17 protein-coding genes are annotated in these 18,518 nt (G+C 40.5%); all 17 read left to right on the top strand.

The window, feature by feature from the left end; all coding sequences use genetic code 11:
- Positions 1–23: 23 nt before the first annotated feature.
- The 17 genes from G6W41_RS00635 (at position 24) to dxs (ending at position 18,510) form a co-directional block, all read left to right on the top strand.
- Positions 24–815, top strand: coding sequence for a UDP-2,3-diacylglucosamine diphosphatase (locus tag G6W41_RS00635; protein WP_194170282.1), 792 nt, complete (start codon positions 24–26; stop codon positions 813–815).
- Positions 815–1,768: a chemotaxis protein gene (locus tag G6W41_RS00630; protein WP_021087860.1), complete on the top strand. Its 954-nt coding sequence runs from the start codon at positions 815–817 to the stop codon at positions 1,766–1,768. Before G6W41_RS00635 ends, G6W41_RS00630 begins: the two co-directional genes overlap by 1 nt.
- Before the next feature lie 8 nt (positions 1,769–1,776).
- Positions 1,777–4,131, top strand: a complete 2,355-nt coding sequence (locus G6W41_RS00625) for a hybrid sensor histidine kinase/response regulator (RefSeq protein WP_194170281.1) — start codon at positions 1,777–1,779, stop codon at positions 4,129–4,131.
- A 10-nt stretch (positions 4,132–4,141) separates the two neighbouring features.
- The gene (locus G6W41_RS00620; protein WP_021087872.1) at positions 4,142–4,639 is read left to right on the top strand and encodes a chemotaxis protein CheW; all 498 of its coding nucleotides are present in this window, start codon (positions 4,142–4,144) and stop codon (positions 4,637–4,639) included.
- Between the two features lie 8 nt (positions 4,640–4,647).
- Positions 4,648–5,274: a phosphoserine phosphatase SerB gene (gene serB / locus G6W41_RS00615; protein ID WP_194170280.1), complete on the top strand. Its 627-nt coding sequence runs from the start codon at positions 4,648–4,650 to the stop codon at positions 5,272–5,274.
- Positions 5,275–5,278: 4 nt separating this feature from the next.
- Positions 5,279–6,271, top strand: coding sequence for a transaldolase (locus tag G6W41_RS00610; protein ID WP_194170279.1), 993 nt, complete (start codon positions 5,279–5,281; stop codon positions 6,269–6,271).
- On the top strand, positions 6,271–7,431 hold the full coding sequence (locus tag G6W41_RS00605) for a type IV pilus twitching motility protein PilT (RefSeq protein WP_194170278.1): 1,161 nt from the start codon (positions 6,271–6,273) through the stop codon (positions 7,429–7,431). Before G6W41_RS00610 ends, G6W41_RS00605 begins: the two co-directional genes overlap by 1 nt.
- Before the next feature lie 67 nt (positions 7,432–7,498).
- Positions 7,499–8,035: a 50S ribosomal protein L25/general stress protein Ctc gene (locus G6W41_RS00600; protein ID WP_002939542.1), complete on the top strand. Its 537-nt coding sequence runs from the start codon at positions 7,499–7,501 to the stop codon at positions 8,033–8,035.
- 11 nt (positions 8,036–8,046) lie between these two features.
- On the top strand, positions 8,047–8,595 hold the full coding sequence (pth, locus tag G6W41_RS00595) for an aminoacyl-tRNA hydrolase (RefSeq protein ID WP_194170277.1): 549 nt from the start codon (positions 8,047–8,049) through the stop codon (positions 8,593–8,595).
- Positions 8,592–9,656 carry an LptF/LptG family permease gene (locus tag G6W41_RS00590; RefSeq protein ID WP_194170276.1) on the top strand — a complete coding sequence of 355 codons (1,065 nt, stop codon included), beginning with the start codon at positions 8,592–8,594 and terminating at the stop codon, positions 9,654–9,656. Before pth ends, G6W41_RS00590 begins: the two co-directional genes overlap by 4 nt.
- A 55-nt stretch (positions 9,657–9,711) precedes the next feature.
- On the top strand, positions 9,712–10,935 hold the full coding sequence (lysA, locus tag G6W41_RS00585) for a diaminopimelate decarboxylase (RefSeq protein WP_103638387.1): 1,224 nt from the start codon (positions 9,712–9,714) through the stop codon (positions 10,933–10,935).
- Entirely contained in the window at positions 10,919–11,998 is a 1,080-nt protein-coding gene (gene pheA / locus G6W41_RS00580) for a prephenate dehydratase (RefSeq protein ID WP_194170275.1), read from the top strand. Before lysA ends, pheA begins: the two co-directional genes overlap by 17 nt.
- Positions 11,998–13,095, top strand: coding sequence for a histidinol-phosphate transaminase (gene hisC, locus G6W41_RS00575; RefSeq protein WP_194170274.1), 1,098 nt, complete (start codon positions 11,998–12,000; stop codon positions 13,093–13,095). The genes pheA and hisC overlap by 1 nt, the downstream gene beginning before the upstream one ends.
- Before the next feature lie 4 nt (positions 13,096–13,099).
- Positions 13,100–14,797, top strand: coding sequence for a flagellar basal-body MS-ring/collar protein FliF (gene fliF, locus G6W41_RS00570; RefSeq protein WP_194170273.1), 1,698 nt, complete (start codon positions 13,100–13,102; stop codon positions 14,795–14,797).
- Positions 14,797–15,828, top strand: coding sequence for a flagellar motor switch protein FliG (gene fliG, locus G6W41_RS00565; RefSeq protein ID WP_021087878.1), 1,032 nt, complete (start codon positions 14,797–14,799; stop codon positions 15,826–15,828). Before fliF ends, fliG begins: the two co-directional genes overlap by 1 nt.
- Complete coding sequence (gene fliH, locus G6W41_RS00560) at positions 15,825–16,691, top strand: flagellar assembly protein FliH (protein WP_194170272.1); 867 nt, start codon at positions 15,825–15,827, stop codon at positions 16,689–16,691. Before fliG ends, fliH begins: the two co-directional genes overlap by 4 nt.
- Positions 16,684–18,510 (top strand): 1-deoxy-D-xylulose-5-phosphate synthase, encoded by a 1,827-nt coding sequence (dxs, locus tag G6W41_RS00555; RefSeq protein WP_194170271.1) that lies wholly within the window; start codon positions 16,684–16,686, stop codon positions 18,508–18,510. The genes fliH and dxs overlap by 8 nt, the downstream gene beginning before the upstream one ends.
- Positions 18,511–18,518 lie beyond the last annotated feature (8 nt).

The following is an 18,518-nucleotide window of genomic DNA, read 5'->3' as shown; positions in this document are numbered from 1 at the left end:
CTATTTTTTAATTAAGGCAAAATTTGAGCGAATATCTATATGCCCCCGTTATAAAAGAAGGCGCGATCTTTTTGGCTGATGCGCATGAAAATGTAAATAGAGATGGCTTTTTGAAATTCTTGCGCGCCGTTGATAGAGGAGAGATCAAAGAGCCACCGCAGATTTTCTTGCTTGGCGATATATTTGATTTTTTAACGGGCGAGGGCGAATATACGCAAAAATTTTACGCTGAGCACTTAAGGCTTATAAATAAAATTTCACAAAAGGTGGAAATTTTTTATTTCGAGGGCAACCACGATTTTAGACTTTCAAATTTATTTAATAAAACTAGAGATTTTTGGGACAAAGGCGAGAGGCTAAGCTTTGAGGGGGTAAAGGTCTATGACATTAGCGCTCAGCCAGTGAAATTTAGAACTATAAGTGGCGAGCACGTCCAGATCGCGCATGGCGATATATTTTTACCTTTTATAGATAAGTATGCGCTTAGGTTTTTAAGGCTTAGATGGTTTTTGAAATTTATGAACGCGCTTGATAAAATTTCGGATTTTAAAATTTCAAAAGCGATACTAGCTAAACTTACTAAGAAAAATTTGCACTATAAAATTTCAAACTTCAAGGAGCTAATGAACAAGCATTTGCAGGGCTTTGACGCAAGTATAGTGATAGAGGGACACTATCATCAAGGTGAGCTATTTGATATTTACGATAGATTTTATATAAATTTACCTTGTTTTGCATGCGAGCAAAGTTATTTTGTTGTAGAATACGCCCAGCAAAAGTTGAATTTGCTCAAAATGAGTTTGAAAGGACATTGATGTTTGGAGACAACGTACTAAAAACGGGCTCAAACGAGATGGAACTTGTTGATTTTCGTATCTTTAAAAAGGCCGAAAACAAAGTATATGAAGGAATATACGGAGTCAATGTCGCAAAGGTGCGGGAGATCATTAAGATGCCAAATCTTACCGAGCTTCCTGGCGTTCCTGAGTATATCGAGGGAATTTTTGATTTAAGAGGTGTGGTTATCCCTGTTATAAATTTGGCAAGATGGATGAATATCGTCGAGCCAACTGAGGGTGTAGTCATAAAGCCACGTGTTATTATCGCTGAATTTAGCGGTATATTGATCGGTTTTATCGTCCATGAGGCCAAGAGGATCAGACGTATAAACTGGAAAGACATAGAGCCTGCAAATTTTGCTGCTGGAGCCGGTACTCTAGATAAGGGCAAGATCACAGGTGTGACAAGAATAGAAAACGACGAAGTGCTTCTCATTCTTGATCTTGAAAGCATCGTTGAAGAGCTAGGAATTTATTCACCAAAGATAGATTTCGAGGTTGATGAAAACGAGAAGATCAAGGGTGTGGCTCTTGTGCTTGATGATAGCTCAACTGCTAGAAAGCTTGTAAAAGATGCACTTGAGAAGATGGGCCTTAGTATAGTTGAGGCTAAAAATGGCGTTGAGGGCTTAGAGAGGATGGAAGAGCTTTATCAAAGATATGGAGATAACTTAGCAAAAGAGCTTAGAGTTATCTTAAGCGATATTGAAATGCCACAAATGGATGGCTACCGCTTTGCTTCAACTATTAAAAATGATGATAGGTTTAAAGAAATTCCTATTGTATTTAACTCTTCTTTAAGCAACGAATTTAGCGAAGCAAAGAGTAAAGAAGCTGGCGGGGAGATGTACCTTACAAAATTTGATGCTGGTATATTCTACAAAGAGGTGCTCAAAGTGATTGAAGCACATTCTAAATCTGCAAAATGAGGTGAAGTATGGATGATATGAAAGAAATAATGGAAGACTTTTTAATAGAGGCTTTCGAACTTATTGAGCAGATAGACCATGACCTTGTTGAACTAGAAGCAAACCCTGAAGATTTGGAGCTTTTAAATAGAATTTTCCGTGTTGCTCACACAGTAAAAGGTAGCTCAAGCTTTTTAAATTTTGACGTTTTAACAGAGCTTACTCACCACATGGAGGATGTTTTAAACAAAGCTAGAAAAGGCGAGCTAAAGATCACTCCAGATATCATGGACGTTGTTCTTGAGTCAGTTGATATGATGAAAAGACTACTTGAGAGCATTAGAGATAACGGTAGTGACGCAGCCGCTGGCATTGATATTAAAAATATCTGCGCTAGTCTGACACAAATTTCTGAAGGTGAAGCCCCAAGTGTAGCCCCAGAAGCTCCAGCAGCAGCACCAGCTCCTGAGCCAGTAAAAGAGCCAGAGCCTGCCATGCCAGCTGAAGAAGCAGCCCCTGAGGTAAGCGATGCTGAGCTTTCAAAACTAAGTGACTCTGAGGTCGAAGCTGAGATAGAAAGACTTTTAAAAGTTAGAAAAGCAGAAGATCAAGCAAGACGTGCTTCAAAAGGCATAGCTCCAAAATCTCCTGAAGAGATAGCTCCAGCTGCAAGCGCTGCACCAGCACCCGCTGCCAAGCCAGCTCCTAGTAGAGAAAGAGATGCAGATAAAAAAGTGCCAGCAGCTAGTAGCAGCAGTGCAGTAGCACAAGAGCAAACGATACGTGTTGAAGTAAAAAGACTTGATCACTTGATGAATTTAATCGGCGAGCTTGTCCTTGGTAAAAACCGCCTACTAAAAATTTATGATGACGTAGAAGAGAGATATGAGGGCGAGAAATTTCTTGAAGAGCTAAATCAAGTAGTATCAAGCCTAAGCTTAGTTACGACTGATATCCAGCTTGCTGTTATGAAGACAAGGATGCTTCCAATAGCAAAAGTCTTTAATAAATTCCCACGTATGATACGCGATCTTAGCCGTGAGCTTGGTAAGCAGATCGACCTTGAAATTTCAGGTGAAGAGACTGAGCTTGATAAATCAATCGTTGAAGAGATCGGCGATCCGCTAGTGCATATCATCAGAAACTCATGCGACCACGGTATCGAAGATCCTGAGACAAGAAAGGCAATGGGCAAACCTGAAAAAGGTCTTGTTCAGCTAAAAGCTTACAACGAGGGCAACCATATCGTCGTTGAGATAGTTGATGATGGTAAGGGCTTAGATGCTGATATGCTTAAAGCTAAGTCGATAGAAAAAGGCATCATCACTGAGCGTGAAGCTGATGCGATGAGCGAGAAAGAGGCATTTGGTCTTATATTTAAGCCAGGATTTTCAACTGCAGCCAAGGTTACAAACGTATCTGGTCGTGGCGTTGGTATGGACGTTGTTAAGACAAATATCGAAAAACTAAATGGTATCATTGATATCGAGAGTGAAGTTGGAAAAGGCACGGTTATGAAGCTTAAAATTCCACTCACACTTGCGATCATTCAGTCACTACTTGTCGGAACACAAGAGGAATTTTATGCGATACCACTTGCGAGCGTTCTTGAGACTGTTCGCGTGCCGATCGATGATATTTACACGATCGATGGTAAAAACGTTTTAAGACTAAGAGATGAGGTCTTATCTCTTGTTAGACTTTCAGATGTCTTTGGTGTCAATAAAGTCTTTGACGGCGGAGATCAAACTTACGTCGTTATCATCGGTGTTGCTGAGGCAAAACTGGGTATCATAGTAGATACTTTAGTTGGTCAAGAAGAGATCGTTATTAAGTCAATGGGTGATTATCTACAAAATATCCCAGGTATCGCTGGAGCTACTATTAGAGGCGATGGTCGCGTAACTCTTATCATAGATGTTGGTGCTATGATGGAGATGGCAAAGGATATTAAGGTAAATATTAGAGCCGAAATGGAAGATAGCACTAAAGCAAAAGAGAAACCAAGCGATTATAAGGTTCTAATCGTTGATGACTCTAAGATGGACAGAACCATCATGCAAAAATCGCTTGAGCCAATCGGCGTCACAATAATAGAAGCAACTAACGGAGTAGAAGCACTCAATATAATTAAATCAGGCGAGCATGCATTTGATGCGGTGCTCATTGATATTGAGATGCCAAGGATGGACGGATATACTCTAGCTGGTGAAATTCGCAAATACTCTAAGTATCGCACTTTACCGCTAATAGCAGTAACATCAAGAACGTCTAAAACTGATAGATTGCGCGGAGTAGAGGTTGGTATGACAGAATATATCACAAAACCATATTCGTCAGAATACCTTGAAAACGTTGTTAGAAAAAATATTAAATTAGGTTAGGGGTTAGGCGATGAATGATAAACTAAACCAAGTTTTAAGCAAACAAAAACAACAAATTGACGAGCCTGAGATAAAAAACAACGAAGATATAGTCCAACTTGTAGGCTTCGTTGTTGGCGAGGAAGAGTATGCGATACCTATTTTAAATATCCAAGAGATAATCAAGCCTATCGAATACACCCGTGTTCCTAGCGTACCTGACTATGTTCTTGGTGTCTTTAACTTGCGTGGAAACGTTATTCCGCTTATTGATTTGCGAAAACGTTTTTCACTAAATGTTACAAAGCAAAGCTCAAATACAAGATATATCGTCATGAAAGATGAGGATAATATCGCAGGCTTCGTGATAGACCGCTTGACGGAGGCTATCAGAATAGACCGCAACAGGATTGATCCGCCACCAGAGACTTTGGTAAAAGACAAAGGTATGATCTATGGTATCGGCAAACGTGATCAAAATATCCTTACGATTTTAAAGGTTGAGAGCCTTTTAAAGCGTGATTTTTAGGGTATAGCTTGATAAAACTTTGTGTTTTTGACTTTGACTCTACGATAATGGACGGCGAGACGATTGATATCCTCGCCGCCGCTAATAACGCCAGCAATGAGGTGGCTAGCATAACGAAGCGTTCGATGAACGGCGAACTTGATTTTTTTGAAAGTCTTACAGCAAGAGTAAAATTTTTAAAAGGAATGCCACTTTCAAAAGCAGATGAAATTTGTAAAAATTTACCCATCATGCCAGGAGCTAGCGACCTTATAGCTGTGCTAAAGCAAAAGGGTATAAAAGTCGTGGTCTTTAGTGGCGGGTTTCACATCGCAACTGATAAGATGCAAGAAAAACTTAAATTTGATGCAAATTTTGCAAATATCTTGCACCACAAAGATGGAATTTTAACAGGTGAAGTCGGCGGAGAGATGATGTTTGGTAGCTCAAAAGGCGAGATGATAGATCGCTTAAAGGGGCTATTAAATTTAGATAAAAGTGAGATCATGTGCGTTGGCGACGGAGCTAACGATGTGTCGATGTTTAGAAAATGTGATCTAAAAATTGCCTTTTGTGCGAAAGAAATTTTAAAAAAAGAGGCGACGCATTGCGTGGATGTCAAAGATCTGCGTGAAATTTTAAATTTTATAAGGTAAAAAAATGTATGACAATGAAGCTAAATTTTCTCTTTGGTGTGACTTTATAGAGAGAGATTTTTTACAAAACGAATTCAACTCTTTGCTAGAAAAAGGCATTATAAACGGAGCTACAAGCAACCCAGCTATCTTTAAAACAGCTTTTGCATCACCTGCTTACAAACAGATCATACAAAATAGCAACAAGCGTCACCCAAAAGATCTTTATGAAATTTTAGCGACCCAAGATATCAAGATCGCTGCATGTAAAATGCTAAAAAACTACGCAAATGGCGATGATGGCTTTGTTAGCATTGAGGTTGATCCAAATTTAAGTGGCGAAACAGCTGCGACGATAGAAGAGGGCATCAGACTTCACAACCTTATCTCAATGCCAAATGTCATGATAAAAATTCCAGCCACAAAAGAGGGCTATGAAGCGATGAGTGCGCTCATGGCAAGAGGTATCAGCGTAAATGCGACGCTCATTTTCTCGCCAGATCAGGCGAAAAACTGCCTAGAGGCCTTTAAAGAGGGTAGCAAAGCTTATGCAAGCCGCTTTGTGGATACGACGATGCCAAAAGGTGTGATCAGCGTTTTTGTTAGTAGATTTGATAGAAAGCTTGATGAGACGATGGCTGCAAAGAGCCTACCGACAGGACAGATCGGCATAATGAACGCTGCAAATATCTATCATATCATTGAGGACTTTGGCTTAGAAAACGTAAGGACACTTTTTGCAAGCACTGGCGTAAAAGGTGGTGGTTTAAGAGGGGATTATTACGTTAGAGAGTTAATGTATAAAAACTCTATAAACACAGCTCCGATAGATACGATAAAAGAATTTATAAAAGAAAAAGCTGAGGCAAAAAATGCCCCTAGCAAAGAGAATATTTCAAGCTTTTTTCACATCATAAAAAATAATGAGATCGATATAAATGCTACTTATAAAGAGCTTTTAAATGACGGCTTAAAGCAGTTTGTTGCAGCATTTGATGACATTATGAAATCACTTTAATGACCAAACAAGACCTAGACTCATATCTGTGCTCTTTAGTGGATAAAGGCGGCAGCGATCTTCATCTAAAGTCTGCAAGCCTTGTTTATGGCAGATTTAATGGTGAGATCATGCCACTTAACGAAGAAAATTTAGACCCAAGTGATGCGGTAGCTATCGCAAAAGAGCTTTTGGGGGCTAAGTTTGATGAGTTTATGGATAAAAAGGACATAGATTTTTCTTATAAACTAAATGATGAGTACTGCTTTCGTGTAAATATGTTTTTGCAGATAAATGGAATTTCTGCTGTCTTTCGTGTCACTCCAACGAAAATTCCAACCATAAAAGATTTAAATTTACCAAGCGTGATAGAAAAAATTTGCACTGAGACCACTCGTGGCATCATCCTAGTGACTGGCCCAACTGGAAGCGGCAAGACAACGACGCTTGCAAGTATGATAAATTTCATAAACCAGACAAAAAGATCACATATTGTGACTATCGAAGATCCGATTGAATACGTATTTAACGACGATAAAAGCATAATCAACCAGCGCTCTATCGGGGCAGATGCGCTAAATTTCTCAGATGCGCTAAGGGCTTCACTTAGAGAAGATCCTGACATCATTTTGGTTGGTGAGATGAGAGATCTTGAGACGATTGAGACTGCCATTAGAGCTGCTGAGACTGGTCACTTGGTGCTTTCGACACTTCACACGCTTGATGCAAAAGAGAGCGTAAATAGAATAGTAAATAGCTTCCCACAAGGCGAGCGAGATAAAGTCAGCCTTATGTTCTCTTCAGTTCTTGCTTGCGTCATCTCACAAAGGCTAGTTAAGACGCTTTTTGGCACAAGACGCCCAGCAGTCGAGATCATGAGAAAAAATACCCGCATAAAAGAGCTCATATCTGAAGAGAAATTTGATGAGATCGATCTTGCCATAGCTGAGTCAAAAAATACTTACGGCATGCAAACTTTTGACCAGCACCTGCTTGAGCTTTATGAAAATAAGATAATTAGTGCCGAAGTGGCGCTTGACAATGCTAGCAATAGGGGCGATTTGCAACTTAAGATAAAAAGCTCAAATGTGGCAGGTTTTAGCTTTGAAAATGGTGTAAATTTTGGCAAACCTCAAAGCAAACAAGATCAACCTGAAGTGATCGCACTTAAAGAAATTTAATAAGCTTTATGTGAAATTTATAAAGCTTTGGATAAAATCAGCACCTATTTTTTACGAAAGGAAAACGATGTTAGAAGGTATCGTTAGAGAGAGTATCGGTAAGAAGTCTGCGAAGGCTTTGAGAAGAGATGGTTATCTAATCGCCAACATTTATGGCAAGGGATTAGAGAATGTTGCAGCTGCTTTTAAAGTAAATGACTTTATTAAAGAAGCGCGCAAAAAAGAGAGCCTTGCTTTTGATGTAAAAGTAGGCGGAAAAGTTTATAATGTCGTTATTGTTGATTACCAAAGAGATGTTGTTACAAGCGATCTTAAACACGTGGATCTAAAAGTAGCACTTCCAGGCGTTTTATCAAAATATATGATCCCGGTTAAGCCAGTTGGAACACCTATTGGTCTTAAAAATAAGGGCGTTTTGATCCAGTCAAAAAGACGTCTTTGCGTAAAATGCACGGCTGAAAATTTACCAAATTCATTTGACGTTGATGTAAGCAAGCTTGACATTGATGATACGATTTTGGTTCGTGATATCACAGCTCCTAAAGGCGTTACTATCATTGACGCTGACCGTGTTGCGGTACTTGGAGTTATTAAAGCTAAATAAAAAGGGCTTTTGTGACACTAATAGCGGGGCTGGGCAATCCTGGCCCCAAATACGAAAATACTAGACACAACATAGGCTTTATGCTTATAGACCTCCTAAAAGACTCAAATTTCAAAGATGTTAGCTCAGCTAAATTTCAAGGCGAAGTTTTTAAATTTAACGACATTATCTTGCTAAAACCAACAACTTTTATGAACCTCTCAGGTCAAAGTGTTAAGGCAGTAAAAGACTTTTATAAGCCAGATAGGATCATCGTCATCCACGACGATCTTGATCTTAGTTTTGGCGCGGTTAAATTTAAAAAAGGCGGCAGTAGCGGCGGACATAACGGCATAAAATCGATCGATAATCTAATAGGCAACGACTACGAAAGGGTGCGCGTTGGCATAGGGCATGAGGGCGATGCTAAAAATTTCGTCCTTGGAGAGTTTGGCGATGAAGAAAAAAGGGCTTTAGATGAAATTTTAGCCTATACAAAAAATGCGGTTTGTGAGCTGCTAAAGAGCGACATCAACGAAATTTCACAAAAATTTACGGTAAAAAAAGGCCTTATCAAATGAAACTATATGCCAGATATGTTGACTGGGTCTATATAAAATCTTTTCTTATCGTATTTTTAGCGCTTGAGCTATTTTATGTTGGCATTGATCTGCTTACAAATTTAAAAGATCTGCCGCCATCTGCAAACCTGCAGTTACTCTACGTTGGCCTCACTGCGCTAAGTGCGATCAGCTATGTCTTGCCACTTTCGCTCATCTTTGCGCTAATAATTTTGCATGTAAATATGGTTCGCTCAAACGAACTAATCAGCTTTTATGCTCTTGGCATCAGCAAAAACAAGCTCATTTTGCCGCCATTTCTTATCGCTTTTTTTGTGACTATTTTTTATGTCGGGCTAAATTTTACGCCATTTGCTTATGCGCATGACTATCAAAAAAGTATCGCTAAAAACACCGCTTTTTCAAAAAGTACAAACGACTCATTTTTGAAATTTGAAGGCAAATTTATCTATATAAAAGAGCTAAGTTCGGCCAAACAAAGGGCAAATGACGTGAGAATTTTTGACATTAATGGCACTGACTTGCTCTCGACAACTTTTGCCGACCACGCTAAATTTAAAGACAATGAGTGGGTTTTAGAAGATGTAAATCAGACCTTTTTGCCTCAAAGCTTAGAGCTTGGCGAAAGTGGCTTTAGTAAGGCAAAAAGTGAAAATTTAGATGCGCTAAGAGGCTTTAAGCCAAAGAGCATCGAGAGTGCTGCAAGCGTTGAAAACTCAAAATTTAACATACCTGATGCGATAAATTTTATAAAGACATTTAAAAACGAAGGCATAGGGCTTGATAGCGCAAGGACGGCATTTTATAACCTTGCCATCACGCCATTTTTTGCGCCATTTTTATTGCTTATTTTCTACTATCATTTGCCAGTGACTGGCAGGTTTTTTAACCTCGCACTCTCAACATTTATCTTTGTTGTGATAACACTCGTAGTTTGGGGACTTCTCTTTATCTTAACCAAATTTGCTCAAACCTCAGTCATCTTGCCAGAGATCGGCATGGTGCTTCCTGTTATTTTGCTTTTTGCATACGCCATTTATCTCATAAAATCGCATCGTTAAGCCAAATTTTGGCAACTTTTTTGTAAAATCAAGCCATTTTAAAAAAGGCTATTTTATGGATTTTAAAGAGCTTGCAAGCAAATACAAAACCCCACTTTACGTTTATGATTTTAACTACATTAAAGAGCGCTATGAGGCGCTAAAAAACGCATTTTACGCTAGAAAATCTCTAGTTTGCTACGCTGTAAAAGCAAACTCAAATTTAAGCGTTTTAAAATTTCTGGCTGATCTTGGAGCTGGATTTGACTGCGTGAGCATCGGCGAGGTCAAAAGAGCGCTTCTTGCAGGAGCTAAGAGATATCAGATCATCTTTAGCGGCGTTGGCAAGAGCGATGAAGAGATAAAAGAGGCTTTAGAAAATGAAATTTTGCTGATAAATGTTGAGAGTTTTGCCGAACTTTTAAGGCTTGAAGAGATAGCAAAAGGGCTAAATTTAAAGGCAAGGATTAGCATCAGGGTAAATCCAGGAGTTGATGCAAAAACTCACCCATATATCTCGACAGGGCTAAATGAAAACAAATTTGGCGTCGATGCGCAGACGGCTAAAAAGATGTATATCCACGCTAAAGCATCAGAGTTTCTTGAACCAACTGGCATACACTTTCACATCGGCTCGCAACTAACTTCACTAAGCCCGATAATAGACGCTGCAAAGATCGTAAGCGAGCTTTTAAGAGAGCTAAGAGCGCTTGAGGTCGATATCAAATTCTTTGACGTTGGCGGCGGACTTGGCATCATCTATAACGATGAAAAAGAGATAAATTTATACGACTACGCACAAGGAATTTTAGGCGCACTAAAAGGTCAAGATGTGACCGTCGTTTGCGAGCCAGGACGCTTCATCGTGGGCAATGCTGGCTACTTTGTCGCAAGCGTTTTATATGAGAAATTTAACGGCAAAAAGAGATTTGTCATCACTGATGGCGCGATGAATGATCTCATAAGACCAAGCCTTTATGGCGCGCATCACAAAATTTTTGTCGATGGTAAGGATGAAAATTTAGGCACTTGCGATGTGGTCGGTCCAGTTTGTGAAAGCGGCGACTTTTTAGCAAAAGATATCAATCTACCAGAGTGCAAGAGTGGCGACGTCATCGTGGTTAAAGGGGCTGGGGCTTATGGATTTAGCATGAGTTCAAACTACAACACAAGAAACAGAGCCGCTGAAGTTTGCGTGCTTGATGGCAAAGATAGGCTGATAAGAAGACGAGAGAGCTTTGAGGACGTCGTGGCACCTGAGATTGAGTTTTTGGAGAGCGCTGATGCAAGAGCTAAATGAGCTTAGAAAAGAGATCGATAGTATCGATGATCTCATCTTAAATAAACTAAATGAAAGAATGAAGCTTGTCGAGCAGATCGGCAAGCTAAAGCAAACAACTGGGACGCCTATATATCGTCCTGAGCGCGAGCGAGCCATTATAAGCCGCCTAACAAGCCTTAGCAAAGATAAAGCTTTAAACAAGGCTGCGATCGAGGCCATTTATCTTGAAATTTTTGCTGTTAGTAGAAATTTAGAGATGCCTCAAAAGATCGTCTATCTAGGGCCTGAGGGCACTTATACGCATCAAGCGGCGCAAAGTAGATTTGGCGCGATGAGCGCATATTTACCACTTGCTACGATCGAGGCAGTTTTTACAAAGCTAGCTCAAAAAGAGGCAAAATACGGCGTCGTGCCTATCGAAAACAACACTGAAGGTGCTGTTGGAGCTACGCTTGATTGCTTGAGTAAATTTGATGATATAAAGATAGTGGCAGAGCTCTACGTAGATATCCACCACAGCTTTGTTAGCATAAATGAAAATTTAAAAGAGATAAAGCGAATTTACTCGCATCCGCAAGGCTACAACCAGTGCCGTAAATTTTTAGAAGATCACTTGCTAAATGAGGTCGAATTTGTCCCAGCTAAATCAACCGCAGCAGCCGCATATATGGCATCTATGGATAGAGAATCAGCCGCCATTTGCTCAAAAATCGCAGCTAAAATTTACAACGTGCCAATCGTCTATGAAACGATCGAAGATAATATGGCAAACAGAACGAGATTTTTGATCTTAAGTGATTTTAAAAATGCCAAGGTTGAAAACTCGAAAACTTCGATCCTAGCAAAGACTGATCACAGTCCAGGACGCCTTGCTGATCTGCTTTCTATCTTTAAAAATGAAAATATCAATATCACAAAACTTGAGTCACGTCCTATAAAGCAACGCGAATTTAAGTCAATTTTTTACCTTGACTTTGAAGGGCATATCGACGATGAGAAGGTGCAAAATGCCTTTGAACTCGCAAAAGAGAGTGGCGCTGAGATAACTTGGCTTGGAAGCTATTTAAACGGAGATGAGTAATGAAATTTAATGACTTTTTAGATGATCTAGTAAATTATGAGGCTGGAAAGCCGATCGAGCTTGTAGTTAGAGAGTTTGGCATCGATGCAAAAGATGTGATAAAGCTAGCGAGCAATGAAAACCCTTTTGGCACGAGCAAACGCGTAGAAGAGGCGCTAAAAGAGGTCGCCAAAAACGCACATCTCTATCCAGACGATAGCTACTTTGAGCTAAAAGAGGGGCTGGCTAAGAAATTTGGCGTAACTAGCAAAAATATAATCATCGGCTCTGGAAGCGACCAGATCATAGAGTTTGCACTTCACGCAAAGGCAAACAAGCAAAGTGGCGTTTTGATGGCTGGCGTGACATTTGCGATGTATGAAATTTACGCAAAGCAAACAGGAGCTAAAATTTATCGCACAAAGAGCATGGAGCATAATTTGAGCGAGTTTTTAGAAATTTATAACGCGAAAAAAGATGAAATTTCAGTTATTTTTCTATGTATGCCAAACAACCCTTTGGGCGAGTGCTTGGACGCTGAAGAAATTTTTAAATTTATAGAAAAAGTTGATGAAAACACGCTTGTGGTGCTTGACTGCGCTTACAACGAATTTGCTAAATTTAAAGATAGCAAAAAAGAGATAAAGCCAAGTGAGGTGGTGAAATTTAAAAATGCCATCTATCTTGGCACTTTCTCAAAGGCCTACGCACTTGGTGGCATGCGCGTGGGATACGGCGTGGCAAATGAAGAGATCATAGGTGCTCTTTCAAAGCTAAGAGCTCCATTTAACATCACAACTCCAAGCCTAAGAGCAGCGATAGTAGCGCTTGGAGATGATGAATTTGTGCAAAAAACTATGCAAAACAACTTCGAGCAGATGAAAAGATATGAGGAGTTTGCAGAGCAAAACGGCATAGAGTTTATCCCAAGCTACACAAATTTCATCACATTTAAATTTAATGAGCCAAAATCAAGCCAGATATGCGAAAAGATGCTAAAAAAAGGTATAATTTTACGAGATTTAAAAAGCTACGCCTTAAATGCGGTGAGAATAACCATCGGCCAAGCGTGGCAAAACGATAGAGTTTTTGAAGAGTTAAAGCAAATTTTAAAGTAGGGATATGGATTTTAAGGCATTACTTCATCAAATAAGTCAAATTTATCAAAAGCTTTCACTAAAACAAAAGATCGTCGCAGGCAGCTCGATCGTTTTGGTTGTGGCTTTTTTGGTATTTTTAACGCTTTACAAAAGCAAAAGTGATAGCTTTGCAGGATATAGCGTCCTTTTTGAAAACATCAGCCCAAGCGACTCAGCCTTAATAGTCGATCAGCTAAACAAAGATGGTATCAAGTATAAACTAGCAAATGAAGGCACAATACTGGTGCCAACAAGCGATGTATATAAAGAGCGTATCGCTGTTGCAACGCTTGGCATACCAAAAGAGAGCAAGATCGGTTTTGAAATTTTTGACAAGCAAGAATTTGGCGCAACGGATGCCGAGCAGAGAGTTAAATTTCAAAGAGCGCTTGAGGGCGAGCTAGCTAGAACGATCGAGAGCCTCTCATCTATCCAAAAAGCAACTGTAAGAATAGCCATACCAAAAGAGAGCGTCTTTACTGAAAGACAAGCACTGCCAACTGCCTCGATCGTGGTTGAGCTAAAGCCAGGCGTTAGTCTAAACGCGAAGCAAATTTTTGGCATTAAAAACCTTGTGGCGGCCTCTGTTACAAATTTAAGCACCGAAAACGTAAAGATCGTCAATCAAGACGGCGTCGCACTTGGCGATGAGGACGGTGAGTTTGATAGTGATGCCATAGCTCAGCAGATCCGCTATAAGCGCGAGTTTGAAAATAATTACGAGCAAAAGATCGCAAATGTCCTAGCTCCTATCGTGGGCGGTGCGGACAAGGTCGTAGCAAAGGTAAATATCGACTTTGACTTTGATAAAAAAGATACAAAAAGCGAGGTTTATGACCCAAATAACGTCGTAAGAAGCGAGAGCAACATCGAAGAAAAGCGCCAAGGCTCAGCTCCAAATGAAGTAGGCGGTGTGCCTGGTGCAGTTAGTAATATAGGCCCTGTTCAAGGTCTTGATGATAGCACTTTAAAAGAGCAGTACAACAAAAGCTCGCAGCAGACAAACTACGAAATTTCAAAGAAAGTGACAAATGTCAAAGGGCAGTTTGCTAGCATAAACAGAGTGAGTGCAGCTGTCGTTATAGACGGACTTTATCAAAGCAAAAAGGACAAAGACGGCAAGCCAACTGGTGAGCTTGAATTTGCCCCGCTTACCAAAGAGCAAAGAGAATCAATCACAAATTTAATCAAGCAATCAATCGGCTACAACCAAAATAGAGGCGATGAGGTAAGCTTAGATAACTTTGAGTTTAAAACTGGCAAAGATGTCAGCACTGGCGAGAAGATGGATGGCTTTATGAACAACTACGTGATGCCTTTCTTGCCGCTACTAAAATACATCTTTGCAGCACTGCTACTCTACATCTTCTACAAAAAAGTCATTGTGCCATTTATGCAAAAGATGCTTGAAGAGACTAAAGAAGAAGAGGAACAAGCCCAGGACGATCTTGAAGATATCGAGATGGATGCTGAAGATACGCTTGAGAAATTTAAAGCTGCTCGTAAGAAAGTCGAGGAACAGCTTGGTCTTAGCGGTGAATTTAACGAAGACGAGCTAAAATACGACGTCCTTCTTGAAAAGATGAAGACGATAGTCACTGAACGAAGCGAGGAAATTTCAAATTTACTCCAAGATATGATTAAAAACGATAGTGACTTTAACATGCGTAAGGAAATTTGATGTCTATAAAACTAACCGATAAGCAAAAGATAATATATGACGATCTTTCGATGCCAGAAAAGATCGCTATTTTACTGATCCAGCTTGGCGAAGAGGCGACAGCTCTTATGTTTTCTCATATGGATGTTGATATCATCACTGAAATTTCAGGCTACATAGCGACTTCAAAAAATATAGACAAGCAAGTAGCAGGCGCTATTTTGGAAGAATTTTACGCTCTCATGCAGTCAAATCAATACATGAGAAGTGGCGGCTTAGAGTATGCAAAAGAAATTTTATACCGCACATTTGGTCCAGAGGCTGCGCAGAAAATTTTAGACAAGCTTGCAAAAAGCATGGAAAACTCAAAAAGCTTTGGCTATCTTGATAAGATAAAGCCACAGCAGCTTGCAGACTTCATCGTAAAAGAGCACCCTCAAACCATTGCGCTGATCCTTGCTCACATGGACTCAACAAGTGCTGCCGAAACGCTAAGCTTCTTCTCAGATGAGCTAAGAAGCGAGGTCGTGATCAGGATGGCAAACCTTGGTGAGATCAGCCCATCAGTGATCAAGCGTGTCTCAACCGTACTTGAGGGCAAACTTGAGAGCCTCACATCTTACAAGGTCGAGGTCGGTGGTCCAAGAGCTGTGGCAGAAGTACTTAACAGACTTGGTCAAAAAGCTAGCAAAAGCACGATCGAGCGCATCGAACAAAGTGACGATAAGCTTGCTACAACGATCAAAGAGCTTATGTTTACATTTGAAGATATTATCAATCTTAACGCAACTGCGATTAGAGAAATTCTCAAAAATGTCGATAAAAAAGATCTTATGATCGCATTTAAAGGGGCTAGTGACGGCATTAAAGATAAATTTTTATCAAATATGTCTCAGCGTGCGGCCGAAGCCTTTAAAGAGGAGATGCAATACCTTGGCGCTGTTCGTGTAAAAGATGTTGAAGAGGCGCAAAGACGCATCGTTGAGGTCGTCCAAGGTCTAGCTGATCAAGGTGTCTTCCAAGTTGGCGAAGCAGATGAGATGATAGAATGAAAAGTAGCGTGATAACAAGTGAGACCTCGCCGGCTCATTTTATAGAAAATTATAGATTTAAGGTACTTGGGAGCAATGAAAGAGCCCAAGATAGCGCACCTGTTTTGATAGAAGAGAACAACCTTAGTGAAGAGCTAAATGAGCAAAATTTAGAGCAAGGTGGTGAAAATTTCACGCCTCAGATGCCGCACCCAGTGCAACCAAATATGCAAAATCACTTTGCACCTCAGCCTCAAAATAGCCAAGCTCACCAGCCTGGATTTGACTCGAGTTTTGTTGAGGAGCTGCTTAAAAAGACAGATGAGCTAAGTAGCAACATCATCAAACTTCAAATGCAAATAGAAAATCAAGAGAGTGAATTTGCAAAGCGTCTTGAAGCTGAGACCATCCGTGCAAAAGAGGATGGCAAAAATGAGGGCATAGCTCAAACAAACGCTGCAAATGAGGCAAAGATAAAAGAGCTTGAGGCTAAATTTAGCGCTTCAGCCGCAAAGCTTGACGAGCAATACGTTAAATTTGATGAGTTTTTGAAAAAGAGCGAGGAAGAGCTTGGACAAACTGCGATAAAGATCGCCAAAGAGGTGATAGAAAAAGAGGTATCAAGCGCATCTAGCCAGATCGCTCATCACCTAGCAAATTCGCTTATAAAAGAGCTAAGCGACGTAAAAAACATAGAAATTCGCGTAAATCCTGAAGATAGCGACTATCTAAAAGAGCAATTTAGTAAAAACGAACGCGTTAAAGTAAGCGCTGATGATGCCATAAGCAAAGGTGGCGTGGTGATAATAAGCGAGGGCGGAAACATCGATGCGACGATGCAAACAAGGCTTGAGAAGCTAAAAATGCTGGTAAATAATGAATAAAGACGTTAAAAGCCTAAATGTCGATGAGCTAAACGCACTTTGCCACGACATCAGAGATAAAATTCTATCCACCGTTAGCAAAAATGGTGGTCACCTTAGCTCAAACATCGGTGCAGTCGAGATCATTGTTGCGATGCACAAAATTTTTGACGTTACAAAAGATCCGTTTATCTTTGACGTGAGCCACCAAAGCTATGCGCACAAGCTACTAACTGGGCGCTGGGACAAATTTGATACGCTTAGAAAATTTAATGGCATCAGCGGCTACACAAAGCCAAGCGAGAGTAAATTTGACTACTTTGTAGCAGGCCATAGCTCAACGTCCATTTCGCTTGCAGTTGGCGCTGCAAAGGCGATCAAACTAAAAAATGAAGAGCGCTTGCCAGTAGCTGTCATAGGCGATGGCTCGCTAAGTGGCGGCATGGCGTATGAGGCGCTAAATGAGCTGGGGGATAGAAAATATCCTTGCGTCATCATCCTAAACGACAACGAGATGAGCATAAGTAAGCCAATAGGCGCACTTAGCAAGTATCTAAGCCAGATGATGGCAGGGCAGTTTTATCAAAAATTTAAAGGCAGGGTTGAGCGCTTTTTAAGCTATATGCCAGACTCTGCAGCTTACATGGCTAGACGCATGGAGGAGGGCATCAGGCTCATCACTCCTGGCATGTTTTTTGAAGAGCTTGGGCTTGAGTACATAGGTCCAGTCGATGGCCACGACCTTTCAGCACTTCTTAGCACATTTGAAACCGCCAAAAACATGAAAAAACCAGTTATCGTGCACGTGCAGACGCTAAAGGGTAAAGGGTATGAATTTGCCGAGGGTTATTATGAAAATTGGCACGGAGTTGGGCCGTTTGATCTAAAAAGTGGCGAATTTATAAAAAGACAGTCAAACAAGTCAGCCACGGCGATCTTTAGCGAGCAGCTTTTAAAGATGGCGAGAGAGCACAGCGACATCGTTGGTGTAACGGCTGCGATGCCAACAGGCACTGGCATGGACGCGCTCATACATGAGTTTCCAGACCGCTTTTGGGACGTGGCGATAGCCGAGCAGCACGCAGTTACATCGATGTCAGCCATGGCAAAAGAGGGCTTTAAGCCATTTGTCGCGATATACTCGACCTTTATGCAAAGGGCATACGATCAGGTCATCCACGACGCTTCTATCTTAAATTTAAACATCACATTTGCTATGGATAGAGCAGGCATCGTTGGCGAGGACGGCGAAACGCATCAGGGCGCTTTTGACATTAGCTTCTTAAACGCTGTGCCAAACATGGTTCTTTTTGCTCCAAGGTGCGAAGAGAGCATGAAAAATGTTATGGAATTTGCCTACTCTTACAAGGGTGTTAGCGCGTTTAGATATCCGCGTGGGGCGTTTATTTTAAGGGATGAGTTTAAAGCTAAACCGCTAGAGTTTGGCAAGGGTGAAATTTTAGCTGATGCAGAGAGTGAGAACGCATTTTTAGGCTATGGTAACGGCGTTGGCAAGGCAAATTTGGTTAGAAATTTACTAGCTGGCAAGCTTGAGGTGATCTTAGTTGATCTAGTCTTTGTAAAGCCGCTTGATAGAGAGCTTTTATGTGAGCTAGCAAAACGCACTAAAAAGTGGTATATCTTTAGTGATAGCGCTAAAAAAGGCGGTGTTGGCGAGATCGTAAGTGCCTTTTTACAAGAAAATGGCATATCAAATGTAAGCGTTGTTAGCTTTGAATATGACGATAAATTTATCCAGCATGGCTCGACAGCTGAGGTTGAAAAGAGTCTTGGCATAAGCGCTGAGCAAATTACCCAAAAATTACTAGAGAATAATTAATATTATTT

Source organism: Campylobacter concisus, assembly GCF_015230035.1.
Lineage (GTDB): Bacteria > Campylobacterota > Campylobacteria > Campylobacterales > Campylobacteraceae > Campylobacter_A > Campylobacter_A concisus_BK.
This window is presented reverse-complemented; position numbering and strand designations above follow the sequence as displayed.

What these genes read in the sequence shown, in the direction of transcription:
- G6W41_RS00630 (WP_021087860.1), top strand. Translation starts at nt 815, where the DNA reads ATGTTTGGAGACAACGTACTAAAAACGGGCTCAAACGAGATGGAACTT.
- G6W41_RS00625 (WP_194170281.1), top strand. Translation starts at nt 1,777, where the DNA reads ATGGATGATATGAAAGAAATAATGGAAGACTTTTTAATAGAGGCTTTC.
- G6W41_RS00620 (WP_021087872.1), top strand. Translation starts at nt 4,142, where the DNA reads ATGAATGATAAACTAAACCAAGTTTTAAGCAAACAAAAACAACAAATT.
- G6W41_RS00610 (WP_194170279.1), top strand. Translation starts at nt 5,279, where the DNA reads ATGTATGACAATGAAGCTAAATTTTCTCTTTGGTGTGACTTTATAGAG.
- G6W41_RS00605 (WP_194170278.1), top strand. Translation starts at nt 6,271, where the DNA reads ATGACCAAACAAGACCTAGACTCATATCTGTGCTCTTTAGTGGATAAA.
- G6W41_RS00600 (WP_002939542.1), top strand. Translation starts at nt 7,499, where the DNA reads ATGTTAGAAGGTATCGTTAGAGAGAGTATCGGTAAGAAGTCTGCGAAG.
- G6W41_RS00590 (WP_194170276.1), top strand. Translation starts at nt 8,592, where the DNA reads ATGAAACTATATGCCAGATATGTTGACTGGGTCTATATAAAATCTTTT.
- lysA (WP_103638387.1), top strand. Translation starts at nt 9,712, where the DNA reads ATGGATTTTAAAGAGCTTGCAAGCAAATACAAAACCCCACTTTACGTT.
- pheA (WP_194170275.1), top strand. Translation starts at nt 10,919, where the DNA reads ATGCAAGAGCTAAATGAGCTTAGAAAAGAGATCGATAGTATCGATGAT.
- hisC (WP_194170274.1), top strand. Translation starts at nt 11,998, where the DNA reads ATGAAATTTAATGACTTTTTAGATGATCTAGTAAATTATGAGGCTGGA.
- fliF (WP_194170273.1), top strand. Translation starts at nt 13,100, where the DNA reads ATGGATTTTAAGGCATTACTTCATCAAATAAGTCAAATTTATCAAAAG.
- fliG (WP_021087878.1), top strand. Translation starts at nt 14,797, where the DNA reads ATGTCTATAAAACTAACCGATAAGCAAAAGATAATATATGACGATCTT.
- fliH (WP_194170272.1), top strand. Translation starts at nt 15,825, where the DNA reads ATGAAAAGTAGCGTGATAACAAGTGAGACCTCGCCGGCTCATTTTATA.
- dxs (WP_194170271.1), top strand. Translation starts at nt 16,684, where the DNA reads ATGAATAAAGACGTTAAAAGCCTAAATGTCGATGAGCTAAACGCACTT.